The following is a 20,179-nucleotide window of genomic DNA, read 5'->3' as shown; positions in this document are numbered from 1 at the left end:
TTACCAAGTCACAATCCCTTCTTTTTATAAAAACATCTGACAAAAGTATGGTATGAATATAATTAGTCCGATAAAACTTGCCACGACTGCCGCAAGTAAAACCGCACCAGCAGCAACATCTTTTGCTTTTTTCGCTTCATCAATGTATTGCTCTGTTGCAACATCCACGGCTCTTTCAATTGCTGTATTGACCATTTCTAACGTTAATACACCAAAAATAGATAGAATTAATAAAATCCATTCAGATCTAGTCACATGAAAGAAAAAGCCACAAATAACTACCGCAAGTGCCGCAAATGTATGAAACCTCATATTTCGTTCTTCTAAAAAAGCAGTTTTCAGTCCGGTAAAAGCGTGCTGAAAGGACTCTGCATAGTTTTTACTACGTTTATACTTTCTATCTTTCGAGTCCATAAGCATCCAACACTTCTTTTTGTAAGCCAAACATTACTTTTTCCTCGTCAGGCTCCATATGATCATAACCAAGCAAATGCAGTAATCCGTGAACTGCTAGAAAACCTAATTCTCTTGCTTTTGTATGTCCGTAATCTTTCGCTTGTTCTTCTGCTTTTTCAGTTGAAATGATAATATCACCGAGCATTCGTGGAGTCTCGAGGTCAAAATCTCCCCAGTCAATTTCTGTTTCGCCGTCGCCCATTTCTTCTAGCGCAAACGAAATAACATCTGTTGCTTGGTCTTTATTGCGATACTCTCGATTTATCTCTTGAATGCCTTCGTTTGTCGTAAATGTAAGAGAGAGTTCAGTGCCTTCCTCGATTTTTAAATAACCGGCTGCAAATTGCAGAATGTTTTCAACTAGCTGTTTATCTTCATCTGGTAAATTATTTGTTTCATCCAGTAAGTCTATTTCTAAGACCGTCATCTTTTGTCCTCCTATTTCAATCTTTGTCATCAGGATATTGAATTCGTTGATGATATATTCCGTTCAATGTGGCAATTAGAGTGTCACGAATAATTTTAATTTCTTTGATGGTAATATCGCATTCAGTAAATTGCCCATCTAGGAAACGATCTTTAATAATTCCATCGATAATTTCTGTTATTTTGGCCATTGTAGGTTCTGAGGAAGAACGAACAGCCGCTTCCACACTATCAGAAATATTGATTATCGCAATTTCTTTTGTTTGAGGTTTTGGCCCACTATAACGGAAATCTGCTTCTTTTACATCCGGGTTTGTTTCTTTAGCTTTATAATAAAAGTATTTAAGTAACGTTGTCCCATGATGTTGTAAAGCAATGTCAATAATCGGTTGAGGCATATGATTTTCTTTTAATATTTCCGCCCCGTCTTTAGTATGCGAAAGAATTATATCACGACTTTGCTCTGGTGTCAGCCTATCATGCGGGTTGATTCCTTGTAATTGGTTCTCCACAAAATACGGCGGACGTAATGTTTTACCAATATCATGATAAAAACAACCAACGCGGACAAGTAAACTATTTGCTCCAATTTTATCCGCACATGCTTCAGCTAAATTCGCAACCATCATGCTGTGGTGATAAGTTCCTGGAGCTTTCATTAATATTTTCTTGAGCAGTGGATGATTCGGATTCGCTAGTTCTACTAATCGGCTCGTAGTTAATAAACCAAAAATAGTTTCAAAGAGTGGAATAACTCCGACACCGAGAATAAATGCACCAAATCCCCCTAAAAAGGCATAACCAATTGCCATTAAAGTAGACACTTGAAGTAGCGTACTATTATTAACTAACAATAAAATCAAGACATATACCATATTGATTAAACCTACCATAAAGCCTGAAAACATGATGGCAGAACGTCGACTATAATCCCGTAAAGCTACTACACTCGTAATTCCACTTAATAAAATGAAAATCGCAATTCCACTAGTTGAATCATTTTGAAATGCAAACAAACTAGTTACAGCAATATATAGCACACTTAAAAAGGCATACTTCTCATTCAGTAAGATTTTAAGTATCATCGGTGCAAATGCTGCTGGGAATAAAAAGGCGATATTAGATATATTCTGATTTTCTAAAAACAAAATAATCATTAACATGAATAAAGAAACGACATATACAGAAGAAAAAATCAACATCGTTTGCATTTTTTTTGCTTTTGAAATGGTTTGTTTTTTTGTATATAAGAATAGAAGTGCTGCAAGTGCAATAATAAAAACGGCAAAGCCAGCATATTGTTTGACTGGCATTTTTTGATCTAATAGATGTAGCATGTTTAACTGACGATAGGTCTCTCGGTCTACAATTTGCCCTTCTTGCACGATTACTTGACCTTGTAAAATTTTCACTGGAACCACAGATTGGGCAGCTTCTTTGCGCCGTTCATCAGTTTGTTCTTCATTATAAATTTCATTTGGGACAATTGCGTATGAGACAAGCACTTTGGATACGTTTTTGTAATAAGAAGATATAGCAGACAATTCGATGTCATCTCGTGCTCTTATCTTTGCGGCATTGAGATTTTCATCACGGATTTTATTTTCCATTGTTTTCGCTACTTCGGTTGTAATAACGTCTTCCATTACATTAAAATCTTTGCTATCAGCCTCAATTAAAGTAGTAAAAACTTCATCTGATATATTCGAAGTAATTTTTTCAGATACATTGCTTGATAATTTGCTTTTTAAGTTTTTTAATTTAGTTTCTGTTGTAGTTGGTGCTGGGGCTGGTTCTTTATCTTTTGCTGCTTTTTCTTTATTTTTCTTATCATTTTCTTCTGCTTCAGAATTCACTTCAATTACATAAGCGAATAGACTTTGAATTAATGCTACTCGATTTTGTCCTGTTTCACGGTTGTAAACATACACATCTTCTACAGCATTACTTGCCTTAGTCCGTTCTTCTTTTGTTTTCTCCGTATCTTCAACAGTCTGTGGTGATCGAATCGTTTTTTCAGCTACTTGAAATAGCTTTACATTATACGATTCCGGTTTTGTCATTTGGCAGACAAGGAAATACGCTACGACAGCAAAACAAATAAGGAGAAGTGGGAAAAGGTATTTTTTTCCACTTTCGATGTACCAATCTTTCCATTTCTTGGCTAGCTTCACATCTTTGTCTCCTTTCTAATTTTGTTTCCCTTCGTACGCTTTAATAATTTCAGCTACTAAAGGATGTCTTACTACATCATGGTGTTCAAAGTAAACAAAACCAATGTCTTTAACATCTTTTAAAACTTGTTCCGCGTTAACAAGACCACTAGTTGCACCTTTTGGTAAATCAATTTGTGTCATATCACCGTTGACAATCATTTTAGAGTCATAACCAAGACGTGTTAAAAACATTTTCATTTGAGCAATGGTAGTGTTTTGCGCCTCATCTAGGATAACAAAAGCATGATCCAGTGTACGTCCCCTCATATAAGCCAGAGGAGCTATCTCAATAACGCCGCGATCCATTAATCTTGTTGTATGCTCTGTACCAAAAATATCGTATAGCGCGTCGTATACAGGTCGTAAATAAGGATCTACTTTTTCTTTTAAGTCACCTGGTAGAAAACCTAAGCTTTCACCTGCTTCAACGGCCGGTCTAGTCAAAATGATTTTGCTAACTTTTCCTTTTTTCCATGCGTCTACTGCCATTACAACGGCAAGATAGGTTTTTCCTGTTCCTGCTGGTCCGACACCAAAAACGATATCATGTTTTTTTATCATTTGAATGTAAGTTCTTTGGCCAAATGTTTTAGGTCTAATAGGTGTTCCTTTGGCGTTTTTAGTGATTTCTTCTTCAAAAAGAGTATGGAAATATATGAGTGTGCCATTTCTTTGCATTTTTACTGCTTGAGCTATATCACGGCCATCAATATGAATGCCGCGTTTTACAGTTAAGATAAGTTCGTTTAAAACAGCAATAGTGTGCTGGACAGCTTCTTCTTCTCCAGTGATAGAAAGTGCTTCTCCCCGCGTAATAATTTTTACTTGAAGCAATTCTTCTAAAAGTTCGATATTCTTATTATTATTGCCGAATAAATCTTGGATGTTTGTGTCATCCGATAATTCGACTACTTCATTAAATTCATTTAGCATTGGCTAACCCCTTCACCTGTTATAAGTGCCTTGATTAGTTATATTATACACGAAATTCCCTTGCTTGAAAAACGAAGCGATGGATAGCTTTAATTTCTTCCAAATGTATGTATAAAAAAAACAGGATTTCCTTCATAAAATATGAAGAAACCCTGTTTTTTAATGTTTTCAAAACTAGTTTGAATTAGTTTATGAAAGATATTTTTTTACGAATTGGTTAACAGCACCGCCGTCAGCTTTGCCTTTTACTTTAGGCATAATTGCGGACATTACTTTGCCGAAATCAGCTTTACTAGATGCGCCAACTTCTTCGATAGTTGCTTTCACAATGTTCTCAAGCTCTTCAGGAGTCAATTGTTTAGGAGCATAGTCCTCAACAATGACAATCTCGGAACGGACTTTATCAGAAAGGTCGCTACGTCCTGCTTTGTCAAACTCGGCTAGAGAATCTCTGCGTTGTTTGAGTTCGCGGGAAATCACGGTTACTTCATCATCCGGAGTAAGATCTTTCACACCTTGGTGAATTGCTTCGTTTTGTAAAGCTGCTTTTAACATGCGAATAACGGAAAGTTTTTCTTTTTCTTTATCGCGCATCGCTTGCTTCATATCTTCATTTAACTTGTCAAGCAGTGTCAACGAAATCATCGCCTTTTAATTAGAATTTGCGTTTTCTTGCTGCTTCGGATTTTTTCTTACGTTTTACGCTTGGTTTTTCATAAAATTCGCGCTTTCTGGATTCTTGCAAAGTTCCACTTTTGGAAACAGTACGTTTAAAGCGACGAAGAGCATCTTCAAGCGATTCGTTTTTACGAACTACTGTTTTTGACATCTCTCTTTCCCTCCCTCCGGCACTTACATGCACTCACTTAAATCCTTCATTTAAGTTCCAGAATAGGACATAACGGAAAATAAATTATGAATTATTCTGAAGTAATGCAGATAAGCATTCACTCATTAAAAATTATATACGAAACATTGGGCATCGTCAACATGAAATCGTTAACTTTCGCATAAAACTTTGAAATGTTAACGATTTTTATTTTTGTAAAGGTCAAAATAGAATGAAGCAGCTGATAATACATAGAGCGGAGCAGTTTCTGTTCTTAAAATTCTTGGGCCGAGTCCGGCAAGTTTGGCATTTACTTCTTGAAGAAGCAACAGCTCTTTTTCACTAATGCCGCCTTCTGGTCCAAAAATACACAAAACAGACTCACCAGGCTTCATTGTTTGAAATAAACTAGCAAGCGCACTATCCTCACCTTCTCGGGCACTCTCTTCATAGGCGGCAATAACATAGTCATAATGAACATGGTCAAACATTAATTCTTTGAAACTAGCAGCATAATGAACTTCTGGAATGACAGTTCGGTGCGATTGTTCAGCTGCTTCTTGCGCAATTTTTTGAAGGCGCTCGATTTTTTTGATGACTTTTTTATCATCCCATTTCACCACAGAACGTTCGGCTTTATAGGGAATGAATTTGTGTGCACCTAGTTCTGTACTTTTTTGAATGATGAGTTCTAGTTTGTCGCCTTTCGGTAGGCCGCTTGCAATAGTGATTTCAATAGGCAATTCAGTATCTTCTTCTAGCCATTTTACTAGATTTAACAATACCTCTTCCTCATTTATTGCCGTAATAGCCGCGATACATGTTTTTTTGCTCGGAAAAACAATGAATACTTGGTCGGATTCTTTCATCCGCATAACACGTGCAATATGATGAAAATTTTCTCCTGTAATGCTTAGGGTATCGTTATCGTTTTCTAGCTCATAAGTTACAAAATAACGTTGCATTTATTCCACTCCTCGTTTGGAAATGATCGCAACCCAGTCCCCTTGTTGCTCGATTTTTTCGATGATAAGCCCAGCGTTTTTCAGCGCTTCTTCTACTACTTTGGCTTTGTCTTCAATAATTCCTGAAGCAATGAAAATTCCGCCTGGTTTAAGTGCTTTATAAACATCTTCCGGGAAAAGCAAAATAACTTCTGCTAAAATGTTGGCTACGACAATATCTACATCGGATTTATTAATATCTTGAAGGAGATTATTTTGCTTTACGGTAATGATATTTTCTGTTTTATTTAAACGAATATTTTCTTCTGCAGCGCGAGTAGCAATTTCGTCGAGGTCTGTTGCTAAAATGGATTTTGCTCCAAGTTTGGCGCTAGCGATACTTAACACACCGGAACCCGTGCCAACGTCAATGAGTTCATCACCTGGTTGTAAATAATCACTTAGCGCGCGGATACAAAGTTGTGTTGTCGGATGTGTCCCAGTACCGAAAGCCATTCCTGGATCTAGCTCAATGATTATTTCGTTAGCAGATGGTGTATAAGATTCCCAACTTGGTACAATCGTAATACGGTCTGTGATTTGAACAGGATGATAGTATTTTTTCCAAGCAGTTGCCCATTCTTCATCGTCTACATCGTTCACAACAAATTGAAATTTACCAAGAGGAATATCAAAGGTTGTAAGGTTCTTCAAAGTTTTTTCGATTTCTGGGATTTGCTCGACAAATTCCGTGGTTTTTAAGAAGTAAGCTTTGATGATAACGCCATCTTCTGGATAATCTTCTCGTTTTAATGCATAAATTTCACCGAATTTGTCTTCTCGTTCGCGTAAAAAGTCTGCTACATCTTCAATAGAAACTCCCGCTGCCCCGAACTCCGTTAAAACATTTGCAACTGGCTCCACTGCTTCGTTTGTTGTATGGACTTCTACTTCTGACCATTCCATTTTTCAACACTCCTTTAGTATGTAGAAAAGGTCGATGGTTGCTTCTCGCACAACTATCGACCTCTACGTTCATCAATCGCCTTTAAAAGCTCGTTTCATTTTGTCAAAAAATCCAGATGTTTGTTCGTCTACTTTGTCTCCAGTAGTGGAAGCAAATTCTCGTAAGATTTCTTTTTGTTTATCATCTAGTTTTTTCGGAACGATTACTTTGACGATTACATGTTGATCACCTGTTCCGTTTCCACGAAGATGCGGAACACCTTTACCTCGTAAGCGGAAGGTTGTCCCTGTTTGTGTACCACTAGGGATTTTGAGGCGAACTTTACCGTGCACAGTTGGTACATCGATTTCGTCACCTAGGGTAGCTTGTACGAACGTGATTGGCACTTCTACATAAATGTCGTCAGCTTCTCGTTCGAAAAACTCATCTGGAATCACAACAAATACAACATATAAATCGCCGTTTGGTCCGCCGTTAATACCAGCTTCTCCTTCGCCAGATACGCGCATTTGTTGTCCGTCATTCACACCAGCCGGAACTTTCACTTTGATTTTTTTCGTTTTAGTCACGCGGCCTTTACCGTGACAAGTTGGACATTTTTCTTTGATTTCTTTACCAGTACCATTACAGTATTGACATGTGCGTTTATTGACTACGCGACCGAATGGGGTATTTTGTTCCACGTTAATAGAACCTTTACCTCCACAATGGCTACATTTTTCTGGTGTAGTTCCAGGTTTTGCGCCAGAGCCGTGACAAGTATCACAGTTTTCTTCGCGAGGAATTTCGATTTCCGCATCTTTACCAAAAATAGCTTCTTTGAATTTAAGGCGCATCGTATATTGTAAATCGCTACCTTGTCTTGGTGCGTTAGGGTCTTGTTGGCGTCCTCCGCCACCGAAGAATGTGTCAAAGATGTCTTCAAATCCAGAGAATCCCCCGCCGCTAAAACCGCCACCAGCACCGCCGCCGAAGCCTTGGTTTGGATCTACGTGTCCATATTGATCATATTGCGCACGTTTTTGTGGGTCACTTAATGCTTCATAAGCCTCTGATATTTCTTTAAATTTTTCATCAGCGCCTGCTTCTTTATTTATGTCCGGATGATACTGTTTGGACAGTTTCCGGTAAGCTTTTTTTATTTCGTCCGCTGAGGCGCTTTTGGAAATACCAAGCACTTCATAGTAATCTCGTTTTGCCATCCGCCATCACTCCTGTCCATGATAGATTTTTATAGTCCTAACGTATTGTAACATTTGAAAGAGATGTTGTAAAAACTTTATTTCAGATAAAAAGCCAAAGCCACAGTAGACTTTGACTCATTATCCTTACCTTTAAAAAGATTATTTGTTTTCTTTGTCGTCGTCATTTACTTCTTCAAATTCAGCATCTACTACATCGTCATTTTGAGGAGCTTCTTGACCTTCTGCGCCACCTGCTGCTTGTTGTTCTGCTGCAGCTTGTTCGTATAATTTAACAGATAGGTTTTGAACGATTTCGTTTAAGCTGTCTGTTTTTTCTTTGATAGCTTCGAAATCTTCACCTTTAAGAGCTTCTTGTAGTTCATCACGAGCTGCTTCTGCTTTTTTCACTTCTTCTTCTTCAACTTTGCCTTCTAGTTCTTTCAAAGTTTTATCGACAGTGAATACTAATTGGTCTGCATTGTTGCGAAGTTCAGCGTTTTCTTTGTTCTTTTTATCTTCTTCAGCATTAGCTTCTGCGTCTTGAACCATTTTTTCAATTTCTTCATCAGTTAGGCCAGAAGAAGATTTAATAACGATGTTTTGTTCTTTACCAGTTCCAAGATCTTTTGCACGAACTGTTACGATACCATTTTTATCGATGTCAAAAGATACTTCGATTTGTGGAATTCCGCGTGGTGCTGGTGGAATATCCGCTAATTGGAAACGACCTAATGTTTTGTTGTCTTTTGCCATTGGACGTTCACCTTGAAGTACATGAATATCTACTGCTGGTTGGTTATCAGCTGCTGTAGAGAAAGTTTGTGATTTAGATGTTGGGATAGTTGTATTACGTTCGATAAGTGTAGTCATAACGCCACCCATTGTTTCAATACCAAGGGATAATGGAGTTACGTCAAGTAGTACAACGTCTTTTACATCACCAGTGATTACGCCACCTTGAATTGCAGCACCCATTGCTACAACTTCATCCGGGTTTACACCTTTATGAGGTTCTTTGCCTAATTCTTTTTTGATTGTTTCTTGAACTGCAGGGATACGAGTAGATCCACCAACTAAGATTACTTGGTCAATATCGCTTGCAGATAGGTTTGCATCTTTTAATGCTTGACGAGTTGGCGCAATAGTACGTTCAACTAAGTCATGTGTTAATTCATCAAATTTAGCACGAGTAAGGGTTACTTCTAAGTGAAGTGGACCAGCTTCTCCAGCTGTGATAAATGGTAAGGAGATTTGTGTGCTTGTTACGCCAGAAAGATCTTTTTTCGCTTTTTCAGCTGCATCTTTCAAACGTTGAAGCGCCATTTTATCTTGGCTTAAGTCAATACCATTGTCTTTTTTGAATTCTGCTACTAGGTAGTCGATGATTTTTTTATCGAAGTCATCTCCACCTAATTCGTTATCACCAGCAGTTGAGTGTACTTCAAATACGCCGTCACCTAATTCAAGGATAGATACGTCAAAAGTACCGCCACCAAGGTCAAATACTAGAATTGTTTGGTCTGTTTCTGTTTTATCCATACCGTAAGCAAGAGCTGCTGCTGTTGGTTCGTTGATAATACGTTCTACTTCAAGACCAGCGATTTTACCAGCATCTTTTGTTGCTTGACGTTGTGCATCGTTGAAGTAAGCTGGAACTGTAATAACAGCTTTATCTACAGTTTCACCAAGGTAGTCTTCTGCATAGCTTTTTAGATATTGTAAAATGATTGCACTGATTTCTTGTGGTGAGTAATCTTTTCCTTCGATTGTTTCTTTATAGTTAGTACCCATGTGACGTTTAATAGAACTAATTGTATTTGGGTTTGTAATAGCAGCACGTTTCGCTACTTCACCAACTTGGCGTTCGCCGTTTTTGAAACCAACTACAGAAGGTGTTGTACGTGCGCCTTCTGGGTTAGGGATAATTTTAGCTTCTCCGCCTTCTAATACTGCTACTGCAGAGTTTGTTGTTCCTAAGTCAATTCCGATAATTTTACTCATTGTTATTTCCTCCTGTTATTCAGTAATTATTTTTTATTGATTCACTTTTACCATCGATGGGCGAATAACCCGGTCTTTTAATTTATAACCTTTTTGAAGTTCAGCAGTGATTTCATTACTACCTGCATTTTCATCACTATCTTGCATCACGGCTTGATGGAAGTTCGGGTCAAATTGTTCGCCGACAGCCGGAATAACCTCAATACCTTCTTTTTCAAAAGCAACAAGAATTTGGTTGTATACCATTTCCATTCCTTTTAGAATTTGTTTCACTTCTTCTTGATCAGAAGTCGTTGCAAGAGCTTTTTCAAAACTATCTAGTGCAGGAAGTAAATCTTGCGCTAGGCTTTGCGAACGGTATTTTTGGCTAGCATCGCGGTCAGCAATATGTCTTTTTTTGACATTTTCAAAATCCGCTTGCATGCGAAGATAACGATTTTCAACTTCATCTAGTTTGTTTTCAAGCTCTAAAATTTTGGCTTGTTCTTCTGTTAAAGTTTCTTCTGTCGCTTCTTCTTCCACTGTTTCTTCTGATTCATCTAAACTATTTAATTCTTCTTGTTCGATTTCCTCAGCTAGTTTTTCTTTTTTGTTCTTTTTCTCAGACACTGTAGCCACCTCCTGAAAAAACTTATGCTTTTTCAGCCTTCCTAATTTTGGTTATCACGATAAAGTTTGGTTAACACATCGGTTAAATCTCGACTCATTACATCAACTAAGCCCATCATTCTGCTATATTCCATTCTTGTTGGACCTAGGAGCACAATACCGCCAACACGTTCGCCAGCAATATTGTATGTTGCTGTAATGATACTACAATCTTCCATTAGACTATTATTGTTTTCACGGCCAATTTTAACTTGTAGGCCGTCGGGAATATCCCTAAACAACTCATATACATCTTGTTCTTCTTCCATCAAATGGAGCATCTCACGGACTTTATTAATATCATGAAATTCTGGTTGATTTAAGATGTTCGTTTTTCCGCCAAAATACACTTTTTGCTGGCTGGCCTGGGCAAAAGAATCAGAAAAGACATGCATAAAGCTTTCATAGTTTCTAACATGCTTTCCAAGTAGTTCTTTTACTTCCATTGGTATTTGTACTTTTAAATCATCCAGTGAAAGCCCAACTAACCGTTCGTTTAAAATGTTGACCATTCGTTCAATATCAGAAAGCGTTGTGCCCTCGGGTATTGTCACAAGATGGTTATCAACATGCCCTTGATCGGTAATTAAAATGAGCATTGCCTGGAAATTATTTATTGGTACAAATCTAAAGCCACTTAAATGATTTTTCGTTGCTTCTGGACCAAGCAAGATGGACGTGTAATTGGTTAAATCGGATAACATTAATGCTGAATTTTGGATGAGTCCTTCCATTTCGTAATAATTCTCTGAAAAGAAAGAACGAATCATTTGTCTGTCGGATTTGTCTAGCTTCTTGGGCTGGAGCAAATAATCGACATAGAAGCGATACCCTTTCTCAGAAGGAACACGTCCGGACGAAGAATGTGTTTTTTCAATAAAACCGTATTCTTCAAGGACACCCATCTCATTACGGATAGTCGCTGAACTATAAGGCAAACTTTTTTCTTTCAGCAAATTTTTCGATCCAACCGGCTGAATAGTCCAAGTGAAATGATCGATGATGGCACGGAAAATCAGAAGTTGTCTTTCTGTTAACATATCTATCACCTCTTTTAGCACTCAATAACGTCAAGTGCTAAATACAAGTATAAATTTACCAAACAATTCTAGCTTAGTCAACCGAAAACACTCGATTTCAGACTAAAGTAGGATTGTTTGGTCAAAAAAGGTCAAATGATGCGGTTTTAGAGAAATTCTTGAAAAACATTATTTCCTAAAAATCTTCCGCTTCTTGTAAGTGCCACATTTTCTTCGTTATTTTCAAGCCAGCCTTTTGCAGTAGTTTTTTGAATAGCATGCGCAAAAGTCGTATCTAAATCTTGACCGAATTTTTGCTTGAAGTGAATTTTATTAACTCCGTCTACTTTTCTAAGGCCTAAAAACATTTCTTCTTCCATTTTTTCTTTTAAAGTAAGTTCTTTTTGTTGGAATGTAGGAAGTTTATTTTCTTGTAATGGTTCCATGTATTTTTTTATTGGACCAAAATTGCTATAACGGGTGTTGCCGACATATCCATGTGCTCCGGCGCCAAACCCGTAATAATGCTCATTGCTCCAGTAAGTAATATTGTGTTTGCTTTGAAAGCCTTCTTTCGCGAAATTACTAATCTCATATTGTTTCCGACCGTGTTTTTCCATTTCTGTTAGTAATAAATCATACATGTTTGCTTCGGCATCTTGGCCAGGTAGGAATAGTTTTCCTTTTTGCATAAGGTTGTAAAAAATCGTTTTTGGTTCAATAATTAGTGAGTATGCTGAATAGTGAGGTAAGTCTAAATCAAGTGCTTGTTTTAAAGTGTCTTTAAAGTCAGCCTCTGTTTGACCTGGCAAACTAAAAATCAAATCAATACTTACATTTTCAAAACCAACTTTGCGCATGTTTTCAACAGATTGGTATACATCTTTCACGGTATGAATGCGACCAATTTTTTTAAGAAGCTCGTTATTGAAACTTTGAACACCCATACTAATGCGATTGACACCATAATCTTGCATCGCTTGTAATTTGGATATAGAAAGATCTCCTGGATTTGCTTCAAAGGAAAACTCAATTTCATTTTTGAGTGGTAAAATTTCTTGGATAGCTGTGCAAAGTCTTGCAATTTGCGCCTCATTTAAGGTCGTAGGTGTTCCGCCGCCCACAAAAACCGTGTCAACCGGAGCGATGGGACCTTTTGCAGCAGTCATTTCCATTTCTTTTATTAGTAAATCTACGTATTCATCGACTGGTTGTCCTTCTAAGAATACTTTATTAAAATCGCAGTAATAGCAAATGTGTTCGCAAAACGGAATATGGATATATACCGCTGAACTTTCATTACTCGATAGATTCGTATTTATCATTTTTATCAATTCCTTGCACTTAAAATTTGCTTCGTTGTCCACTAGTCAGTTTAACATATTTTTTAGTGCATATGTGGAGGTTTCGCTTTTAACATAAAAAGATTGTGCTATGAACATATTCGCTCTTAGCACAATCTTTGTTATTATTTCGATTCGTCCATTTTCAAGATTGCCATGAAAGCTTCTTGCGGTACTTCAACGGAACCGATTTGTTTCATTCGTTTTTTACCTTCTTTTTGTTTCTCTAAGAGTTTTCGTTTACGCGATACGTCCCCACCATAACATTTAGCAAGTACGTTTTTACGTAGAGCTTTAATAGTGGAACGAGAAACAATTTTTGTTGCAATTGCTGCTTGAATAGGTACTTCAAATTGTTGTCTTGGAATAAGTTCTTTTAATTTCTCCACAATGATTTTTCCACGCTCGTAGGCAAAATCACGGTGAACGATAAAGCTAAGTGCATCCACTTTTTCTGCATTTAAAAGAATATCCATTTTCACAAGTTTAGAAGCTTTATAGCCAATTAATTCATAATCAAAGGACGCATAGCCTTTTGTAGATGATTTTAATTGGTCGAAGAAGTCGTATACTATTTCAGATAGTGGGATTTCGTACACAATACTAACGCGAATATCATCCAAGTACTCCATCGTAATGAAGTTCCCCCGTTTGTTTTGTGCAAGTTCCATTACCGCACCAACATAATCATTTGGAACCATGACAGTTGCTTTAACGTATGGTTCTTCCACGCTTTCAATTACGCCAGGTTCAGGCATATCAGCTGGGTTATCGACCACAATATTAGATCCATCTGTTAAATTCACGTGGTAAATAACACTTGGGGCCGTAGTAATTAAATCGATATTAAATTCGCGCTCAATTCTTTCTTGAATAATTTCCATGTGTAGTAGACCTAAAAATCCACAACGGAATCCAAAACCTAATGCTTGAGAAGTCTCTGCTTCAAATTGTAAAGCTGAATCATTGAGTTCTAATTTTTCAAGTGCATCACGCAAATCGTTATATTTGGAAGAGTCAATTGGATAAAGTCCGCAATAAACCATTGGATTTAATTTGCGGTATCCGTCAAGAGCTTCTTCAGCAGGATTGTTCGCGAGTGTAATTGTATCACCCACTCGAGTATCTCCAACATTTTTGATTGCAGCTGTTAAGTAACCAACGTCACCAACAAGGAGCTCATCACGTGGTGTTGCTTTTGGAGAGAAAACACCAACTTCTGTAACTTCAAACTCTTTGCCGTTTGACATCATTTTAATTCTGTCGCCAGCTTTTACAACGCCATCCATAATACGGATATTAGCTATTACACCACGATATGCATCAAAAACAGAGTCAAAAATAAGTGCTTTAAGTGGTTTATCTACGTCACCAGATGGTTCTGGTACTTTTTCAACTATTTGTTCAAGGATGTCTTCAATCCCGATGCCTGATTTTGCAGAAGCAAGGACAGCATCTGATGCATCCAAGCCAATAACATCTTCAATTTCAGCACGAACTCTTTCTGGATCTGCTGCTGGCAAATCAATCTTATTAATTACAGGTAAAATTTCTAAATCATTATCTAGAGCTAAATAAACGTTTGCCAGTGTTTGCGCTTCGATACCTTGCGCAGCGTCTACTACTAAAATAGCACCTTCACATGCGGCTAAACTTCTAGATACTTCATAAGTGAAATCGACGTGTCCCGGTGTATCGATCAAATGAAAGATATACGTTTCTCCGTCTTTTGCTTTATATTTTAATTGTACAGCATTTAATTTTATGGTTATCCCGCGTTCACGTTCTAAATCCATCGAATCTAGTAGCTGATTTTTCATTTCACGATGCGTCAAAGCACCTGTTTGTTCTAAAATCCGATCAGCGAGTGTAGATTTACCATGATCTATGTGCGCGATAATCGAAAAGTTTCTAATTTTCTTTTGTCTTGCATTCATTTCTTCTTTGTTCATTTCCCCAGCTCCTGATTAGAACTCATCGCATAAATCCGATGGCAAGCTATCCTTGATTATATCAGTAGAACGCTTAACATTCAATGACTTCTTTATTAATTACGGATAAATTTAAAATAAAATAGAAAGTATTATTGCAATATGGCTGTGTTTTCGGTATAATAGCATTTGTTCTGATATAATTTAAAAAGGTATGTTATATGAAATAAATACTACCTCATTAGTTTGGACGGAGGTGAATGGAATGCCAAATATTAAATCTGCAATTAAACGTGTAAAAACTGCTGAAACTCGCAACAGCCGTAATGCATCTCAACGTTCTGCAATGCGTACTGCTATCAAAAAATTTGATGAAGCAGCTGCAAACAACGCGGACAACGCGAAAGATCTTTACGTAGAAGCATCGAAAAAATTAGATAGCGCTGTGAGCAAAGGATTGATTCACAAAAACAATGCTGCTCGCAACAAATCTCGCTTAGCTGCTAAATTAGCTAAATAATACCATTTAGGTATAAAACATCACACCTTGTGTGGTGTTTTTTGTTTTTAAAATAGCTTTGTCCTCAGGAGACAAAGCTATTTTTTATACAGTTTTTTGGCGATTATCCTGTAATTCAAATAAAAACCATTCTAACTTCTGTTCTTTATCACCGAAGCCTGTTTTCATTTCAAGATCTATTTCAGCCAATCGTTTTAAAGCTTGATTTAATTGTAGCTCTGAGAAATTCTTTGCTTGTTTAGACGCTAATTTCACACGAAACGGATGTACTTTTAATTTAGTTGCAGCTTGTTGTTGTGAATAACCTTGTTGCTCAAGTAACTTTAATTGATTTAACAAGCGAAATTGGCTAGAAATTAAAGCTAATATCTTGATAGGTTCTTCTTTTTGTTTTAACAAGTCGTAATAAATTCTAAGTGCCCCACCAATATCCATCGCAATCATCTTATCTAGCAATAAGAAAATATTTTGCTCGAGAGAACGAACGACTAGAGATTCGACATCCTGCACCGTGATTTCTTTAGTGTCAAAGCAATACAACATAAGTTTTTGTAATTCATTCATTGCTGTCGTTAATTGACCACTTGTAAGTTCAATAAGCCGAGTAATCGCCTCTTGAGACATATGCATATTGTTCTCGTTTAGTTTTGCTTCAAGCCATTTCTTCAGTTCATTTTCATTAGGTCGTTTCGCTTCTATTACTGTAGCAGTTTTTTTGAGTAGTTTGGTAAGTTTTTTACGTTCATCTAATTTTTCTACCCGTGCCACAAAACATAATACAGAGTAGTCTACCGGCTCATTTAAATAAGCTTCTAACTTTGCAGTGTCGTGTTCTACTTTGTTTTTACTTTTTTCGGTGGTTAAGAACATCGGATTATTTGCCATTACTAGGCGCTTATCGCCAAAAAACGGCATACTTTCGGCTTCTTGAATAACTACTTCAATTGGCATTTCTTCTAAATCTAAATTAGCATAATTAAACTCGACTTCTTCCCCATCTAAAATATTATCTATTAAAAGTTGCTTTGTCTCGTTAATAATATAATCTTCTGTCCCAATGATTAAATACACAGGAGTTATTTTTTTGGAGCGTATCTGTTTCCATTCTGGCAGCATTCATTTCGCCTCGCTTCACTCTTATTTCTCTTTCTATGGTAAAACATGAAATAAGAGATAGCAAGTTTTATTTCAAAGTGGTTTCGAAGCCCTTTCCAAATGTATAGATTATTTCTCCTTGTAGATCAGTTCGTAAAATCATTACATCTGCTTCCTCTAACGTGTCTATCGTTTCTTTATGAGGATGGCCAAAACGGTTCTTTAAACCACAAGAAATAATTGCATAAGTTGGCTTTACTTGATTGACGAATGCTTTAGAGGTTGACGTTTTACTTCCATGATGCCCAACTTTTAAAATATCGGCCTTAATCGATTTATCTAAAAGCGCCTTTTCTCCGCTTGCTTCTAAATCTCCTGTGAAAATCCATGTCTTATTATCCAATATTGCTTTTAAAACAATAGAATCATCGTTTCCGCCTTCTCCCATTTCATTTGGATACAAACATTCAAATTTATTTTGACCAACTTGCCACTGTGCTCCGGCTAAAATAATCGTTTGTTTTACTTTTGGCATAGTCTTAAGAGCTTCTCTCATAATGGCTTTATTTTCTGCCCCTTTTGCAAAAATCAGTTCTTTTATGGCAATATTTTTTTGCAGTTCATCGAGCCCTTCCATGTGATCCGCGTCGCTATGTGTAATGATGACTTTATCTAAACTACTAATTCCTTTTGATTTTAAAACGGGTGTGAGAGTACTTCCACCGATTGTGAAAGGTTTTCGTTTTTTTGTCCAAGCTTCTTTCTCCATCAGAAGTTCACCACCAGTATCTATAAGGTAATTGCCTTTGTTTTTCGGTAATTGTATTAATATGCTATCTCCTTGCCCGACGTCAATAAAACTAATCTTGCCAGTAACATTAAAACTAGAAAAATAACATAATAAACAAAAGCAAATAAAGATTCCGATTGGAAATTGTTTCTTTTGCCACTGATAAAAAAATAGTAGTATTGTAACGATAATTAGCACGATCATGATAGTGTTTGGTCTGCCAGTAATAATAGTTTGATGCGGTATCTTTGCAAAGAGATTAGTTAAACTTTCCATTAATTGAATCAAAAAAGTAAGCATATATTCAGGGATTTTCATTAATGTTGGGGAAATAATAGATAGAAAAAAAACACCTAAACAACCTGGTAATACAATGATTGTAAAAAGTGGAACATATAGTAGGTTAAAGAAAATCCCTACCCAAGAAAACGAGTAAAAATGATACATCATAACAACAGAAGACATCATCGTTGAGATAAAGGAAATAGTCAATGATTTAACAAAAGGACTTTGTTGCCTTACTAATATTTGACGGGATGACAAAATTATCCCAAAAGATACAACATAAGAAAGTTGAAAACCCACTTCATAAATGACATGAGGTTGTATTATAAAAAACAAGATAAAAGATATACAAATAACAGAAAAAGAACTCAATTTAGTAGCATATTTTTCTGAAAGCAAAAGTAAAGCAGTCATTGTCGCTGCTCGAATTACAGGCGGACTTGCTCCTGTGAGGATAACGTAAAAAGGTAATAATACAAGGAGAGAAATAGTGACTCGCTCCCTTGTTATACCTAGCTTTAACAATAAAAAATAAATTGATCCGATTAATAAATTAACATGAAGCCCTGATATAGCTAATAAATGAACAACGCCCATTTGTTGATATACTTCATACATTTCAGGTGAAAAGCCATTTTTCTCACCAGTGATTAACGCTAGTAGATAAGGAGTTATTTTTGGAGAGATGTTTTCAGTTAGGTGATTCATTATCAATAAACGTATATTTTGAATGCGCATTAGTATGGACGGAGCAGATTGTCCAGAAATATAGAGTGTATTTACTTGTAATATATAGTTAATGTTTTTACCTTTAAGATACTCTTTATAATTAAATTGAGCTTGATTACGATTTGTTTGAGGGGGCTCTAACTTAGCGGAAACCGAAATAAATTGGCCATAAGTGAGCTTTTTAAGATTTTGTTGCTCTTTTTCAGTTGATATTTTGTAACTCAATTGGAATTTTTCTTTCTGGCAGCGTACTACAGCTTGGAAACTATCACCATCTACTTTTAAGTCATTGATTATTTGGCAATTTCCGTTAAATTCAGTAGCTGTATAAGAAGACACATTTGATTTTTCCACAAAAAGTAAAAAACAACAAGTTAGGAGATAAACGAGGACAAACAGAAGAATAATTTTGGATTTTTTAATAAAAGCAACGATGCCGAGCAAACAAATACATATGGGAACGATAGAGCTTGTAAAAGTAGTACAGATAATAGCTAAAATAATGATAGCTAAATATCGCTCGATAACGTTCCCTCCTTATTTAATTCAATTTATTTGAAATGTTTTGATAGAGTTGTTCTGCTTTTTCTGGTTCGATATTCACTTCCACTGCTGCTTCTTTTACTAAAGTATGCATTTTTTCTGCATTCCAATTATTAACTTGAAGAACAGATTCATCAAATTCTACTTTTTGTAATTCAACTCCAGCAATATTAAATAGTTCTAAAGCGTATGGGTGGTTTTTGTAGTCTTTAGCGAAATACACTTTCTTTATTCCTGCTTGAATGATTGATTTCGTACAAGCGAGACAAGGGAAATGTGTTACGTATAATTCTGCTTTATCTGTCGAAGCGCCAAATTTAGCACACTGTAAAATCGCATTCATTTCTGCGTGAATAGTCCGGATACAGTGGCCATCAACAACGTAACAACCATGTTCTGCGCAGTGATCTCCGCCAGCTATTGACCCGTTATATCCGCCCGCAATAATACGTTTATCACGTACTATAGTTGCACCTACCATTAATCTTGTACACGTGCTCCTTGATGAAATTAGATGACTTTGCGCCATAAAAAACTGATCCCATGCGATTCTTTGCACATTAAAAACTCCCTTATGATTTGATAAATATTAGTATAGGTGTTTATAAGGAAGTTCGTCAACCACTTTTATTAATTAACATCCAAATATTCTTTTAATTTTTCAACTGTTTTTTCGCCTATGCCAGTAACATTTTTTAAGTCTTCTATTGTCTGAAACAATCCTTCTTTTTCACGATATTCGATAATAGCTGTTGCTTTTGAATCTCCAATTCCGGGTACTTGTTGTAAGTCTACCTTCGTTGCGCTATTAATATTAACTTTTTTGTCTGTTTCAGATGATTCTATATCATCTTTTACTACTTCCTCTGATCCTGCTTCTCCATTTTTATAAACATAGATACTCATTTCGTCTTTTAGTTTTTCGGCTAAGTTTAATTTGCTGTTGTCCGCATCTTCTGTGAGTCCTCCTGCTACTTTCACAACATCTTGCACTCTGGCATCTACTGGTAATTTATACACACCAGGAGTTCGGACTGCTCCTTTGATGTCAATATAGATATGTGTAGCATTCTTTTTTTCCTCTTTTTGTGGTTTTTCTTCAGTATTTAGCGCTTGGTTTGCTGTAACCTTATCTGTTTGAGAAGTTGGGATACTTATATAAATTACTCCAGCACAAAGAATGGCAATTCCTATTAAAAAATAGTTTTTGTGTTTCTTCAGTAGTTCCATCATCCATTTCACCGCCTTTAATTATATTATTCGCCAAACGACCAAAAACTCCTTTTCGATTATTTAGAGCAAAAACACATAAAAAAAGAA

The 20,179-nt window shown here is 36.5% G+C and carries 19 protein-coding genes; 1 reads left to right on the top strand and 18 read right to left on the bottom strand.

Translation table 11 applies throughout. The annotated features are described in order from the left end of the window. Nucleotides 1-24: 24 nt before the first annotated feature. The 14 genes from AC4PG8_RS01115 to lepA all read right to left on the bottom strand — a co-directional run bounded on the left by AC4PG8_RS01115 (nt 25) and on the right by lepA (nt 14,918). The gene (locus tag AC4PG8_RS01115; protein WP_160463838.1) at nt 25-420 is read right to left on the bottom strand and encodes a diacylglycerol kinase family protein; all 396 of its coding nucleotides are present in this window, start codon (nt 418-420) and stop codon (nt 25-27) included. Then, entirely contained in the window at nt 398-883 is a 486-nt protein-coding gene (ybeY, locus tag AC4PG8_RS01110) for an rRNA maturation RNase YbeY (protein ID WP_003762298.1), read from the bottom strand. Before ybeY ends, AC4PG8_RS01115 begins: the two co-directional genes overlap by 23 nt. A gap of 16 nt (nt 884-899) precedes the next feature. Beyond that, nucleotides 900-3,056, bottom strand: coding sequence for an HD family phosphohydrolase (locus tag AC4PG8_RS01105; protein WP_045554172.1), 2,157 nt, complete (start codon nt 3,054-3,056; stop codon nt 900-902). Between the two features lie 15 nt (nt 3,057-3,071). Beyond that, on the bottom strand, nt 3,072-4,031 hold the full coding sequence (locus AC4PG8_RS01100) for a PhoH family protein (RefSeq protein WP_070023823.1): 960 nt from the start codon (nt 4,029-4,031) through the stop codon (nt 3,072-3,074). Nucleotides 4,032-4,220: 189 nt separating this feature from the next. Next, nucleotides 4,221-4,667, bottom strand: a complete 447-nt coding sequence (locus AC4PG8_RS01095) for a GatB/YqeY domain-containing protein (RefSeq protein WP_003736634.1) — start codon at nt 4,665-4,667, stop codon at nt 4,221-4,223. Between the two features lie 19 nt (nt 4,668-4,686). Beyond that, nucleotides 4,687-4,860, bottom strand: coding sequence for a 30S ribosomal protein S21 (gene rpsU, locus AC4PG8_RS01090; RefSeq protein WP_003719762.1), 174 nt, complete (start codon nt 4,858-4,860; stop codon nt 4,687-4,689). 197 nt (nt 4,861-5,057) lie between these two features. After that, nucleotides 5,058-5,825, bottom strand: coding sequence for a 16S rRNA (uracil(1498)-N(3))-methyltransferase (locus tag AC4PG8_RS01085; protein ID WP_185539894.1), 768 nt, complete (start codon nt 5,823-5,825; stop codon nt 5,058-5,060). Continuing rightward, nucleotides 5,826-6,770 (bottom strand): 50S ribosomal protein L11 methyltransferase, encoded by a 945-nt coding sequence (prmA, locus tag AC4PG8_RS01080; RefSeq protein WP_070753082.1) that lies wholly within the window; start codon nt 6,768-6,770, stop codon nt 5,826-5,828. Between the two features lie 72 nt (nt 6,771-6,842). Beyond that, nucleotides 6,843-7,973 carry a molecular chaperone DnaJ gene (gene dnaJ / locus AC4PG8_RS01075; RefSeq protein ID WP_003766918.1) on the bottom strand — a complete coding sequence of 377 codons (1,131 nt, stop codon included), beginning with the start codon at nt 7,971-7,973 and terminating at the stop codon, nt 6,843-6,845. A 141-nt stretch (nt 7,974-8,114) separates the two neighbouring features. After that, nucleotides 8,115-9,956, bottom strand: coding sequence for a molecular chaperone DnaK (gene dnaK / locus AC4PG8_RS01070; protein WP_033533024.1), 1,842 nt, complete (start codon nt 9,954-9,956; stop codon nt 8,115-8,117). A gap of 33 nt (nt 9,957-9,989) precedes the next feature. Beyond that, entirely contained in the window at nt 9,990-10,565 is a 576-nt protein-coding gene (gene grpE, locus AC4PG8_RS01065; RefSeq protein ID WP_033533023.1) for a nucleotide exchange factor GrpE, read from the bottom strand. Between the two features lie 41 nt (nt 10,566-10,606). Beyond that, nucleotides 10,607-11,644 carry a heat-inducible transcriptional repressor HrcA gene (hrcA, locus tag AC4PG8_RS01060; protein WP_003721983.1) on the bottom strand — a complete coding sequence of 346 codons (1,038 nt, stop codon included), beginning with the start codon at nt 11,642-11,644 and terminating at the stop codon, nt 10,607-10,609. 146 nt (nt 11,645-11,790) lie between these two features. Beyond that, nucleotides 11,791-12,948, bottom strand: a complete 1,158-nt coding sequence (gene hemW, locus AC4PG8_RS01055; RefSeq protein ID WP_194322235.1) for a radical SAM family heme chaperone HemW — start codon at nt 12,946-12,948, stop codon at nt 11,791-11,793. A gap of 143 nt (nt 12,949-13,091) precedes the next feature. Next, nucleotides 13,092-14,918 carry a translation elongation factor 4 gene (lepA, locus tag AC4PG8_RS01050; RefSeq protein ID WP_003766925.1) on the bottom strand — a complete coding sequence of 609 codons (1,827 nt, stop codon included), beginning with the start codon at nt 14,916-14,918 and terminating at the stop codon, nt 13,092-13,094. A 244-nt stretch (nt 14,919-15,162) separates the two neighbouring features. Here lepA and rpsT point away from each other — a divergent pair, with 244 nt between their 5' ends. Then, nucleotides 15,163-15,417, top strand: coding sequence for a 30S ribosomal protein S20 (gene rpsT, locus AC4PG8_RS01045; protein WP_003726526.1), 255 nt, complete (start codon nt 15,163-15,165; stop codon nt 15,415-15,417). A gap of 84 nt (nt 15,418-15,501) precedes the next feature. Here the strand turns inward: rpsT and holA are convergent, their stop codons facing one another. The 4 genes from holA to AC4PG8_RS01025 all read right to left on the bottom strand — a co-directional run bounded on the left by holA (nt 15,502) and on the right by AC4PG8_RS01025 (nt 20,092). Further along, nucleotides 15,502-16,533 (bottom strand): DNA polymerase III subunit delta, encoded by a 1,032-nt coding sequence (gene holA / locus AC4PG8_RS01040; RefSeq protein WP_492169936.1) that lies wholly within the window; start codon nt 16,531-16,533, stop codon nt 15,502-15,504. 67 nt (nt 16,534-16,600) lie between these two features. Further along, nucleotides 16,601-18,823 (bottom strand): DNA internalization-related competence protein ComEC/Rec2, encoded by a 2,223-nt coding sequence (locus AC4PG8_RS01035; protein WP_492170200.1) that lies wholly within the window; start codon nt 18,821-18,823, stop codon nt 16,601-16,603. A 34-nt stretch (nt 18,824-18,857) separates the two neighbouring features. Then, a complete protein-coding gene (locus AC4PG8_RS01030; protein ID WP_003762318.1) occupies nt 18,858-19,418 on the bottom strand; it encodes a ComE operon protein 2 in 561 nt (186 codons plus the stop codon). A 71-nt stretch (nt 19,419-19,489) separates the two neighbouring features. Continuing rightward, a complete protein-coding gene (locus AC4PG8_RS01025; protein WP_033533018.1) occupies nt 19,490-20,092 on the bottom strand; it encodes a helix-hairpin-helix domain-containing protein in 603 nt (200 codons plus the stop codon). Nucleotides 20,093-20,179: the final 87 nt, after the last annotated feature.

The sequence above is a fragment of the Listeria sp. MAN/IMW/UF555 genome, from assembly GCF_058684075.1.
The sequence above is the reverse complement of the archived record's forward strand: the minus strand, read 5'-3'. Positions and strand labels throughout refer to the sequence as shown.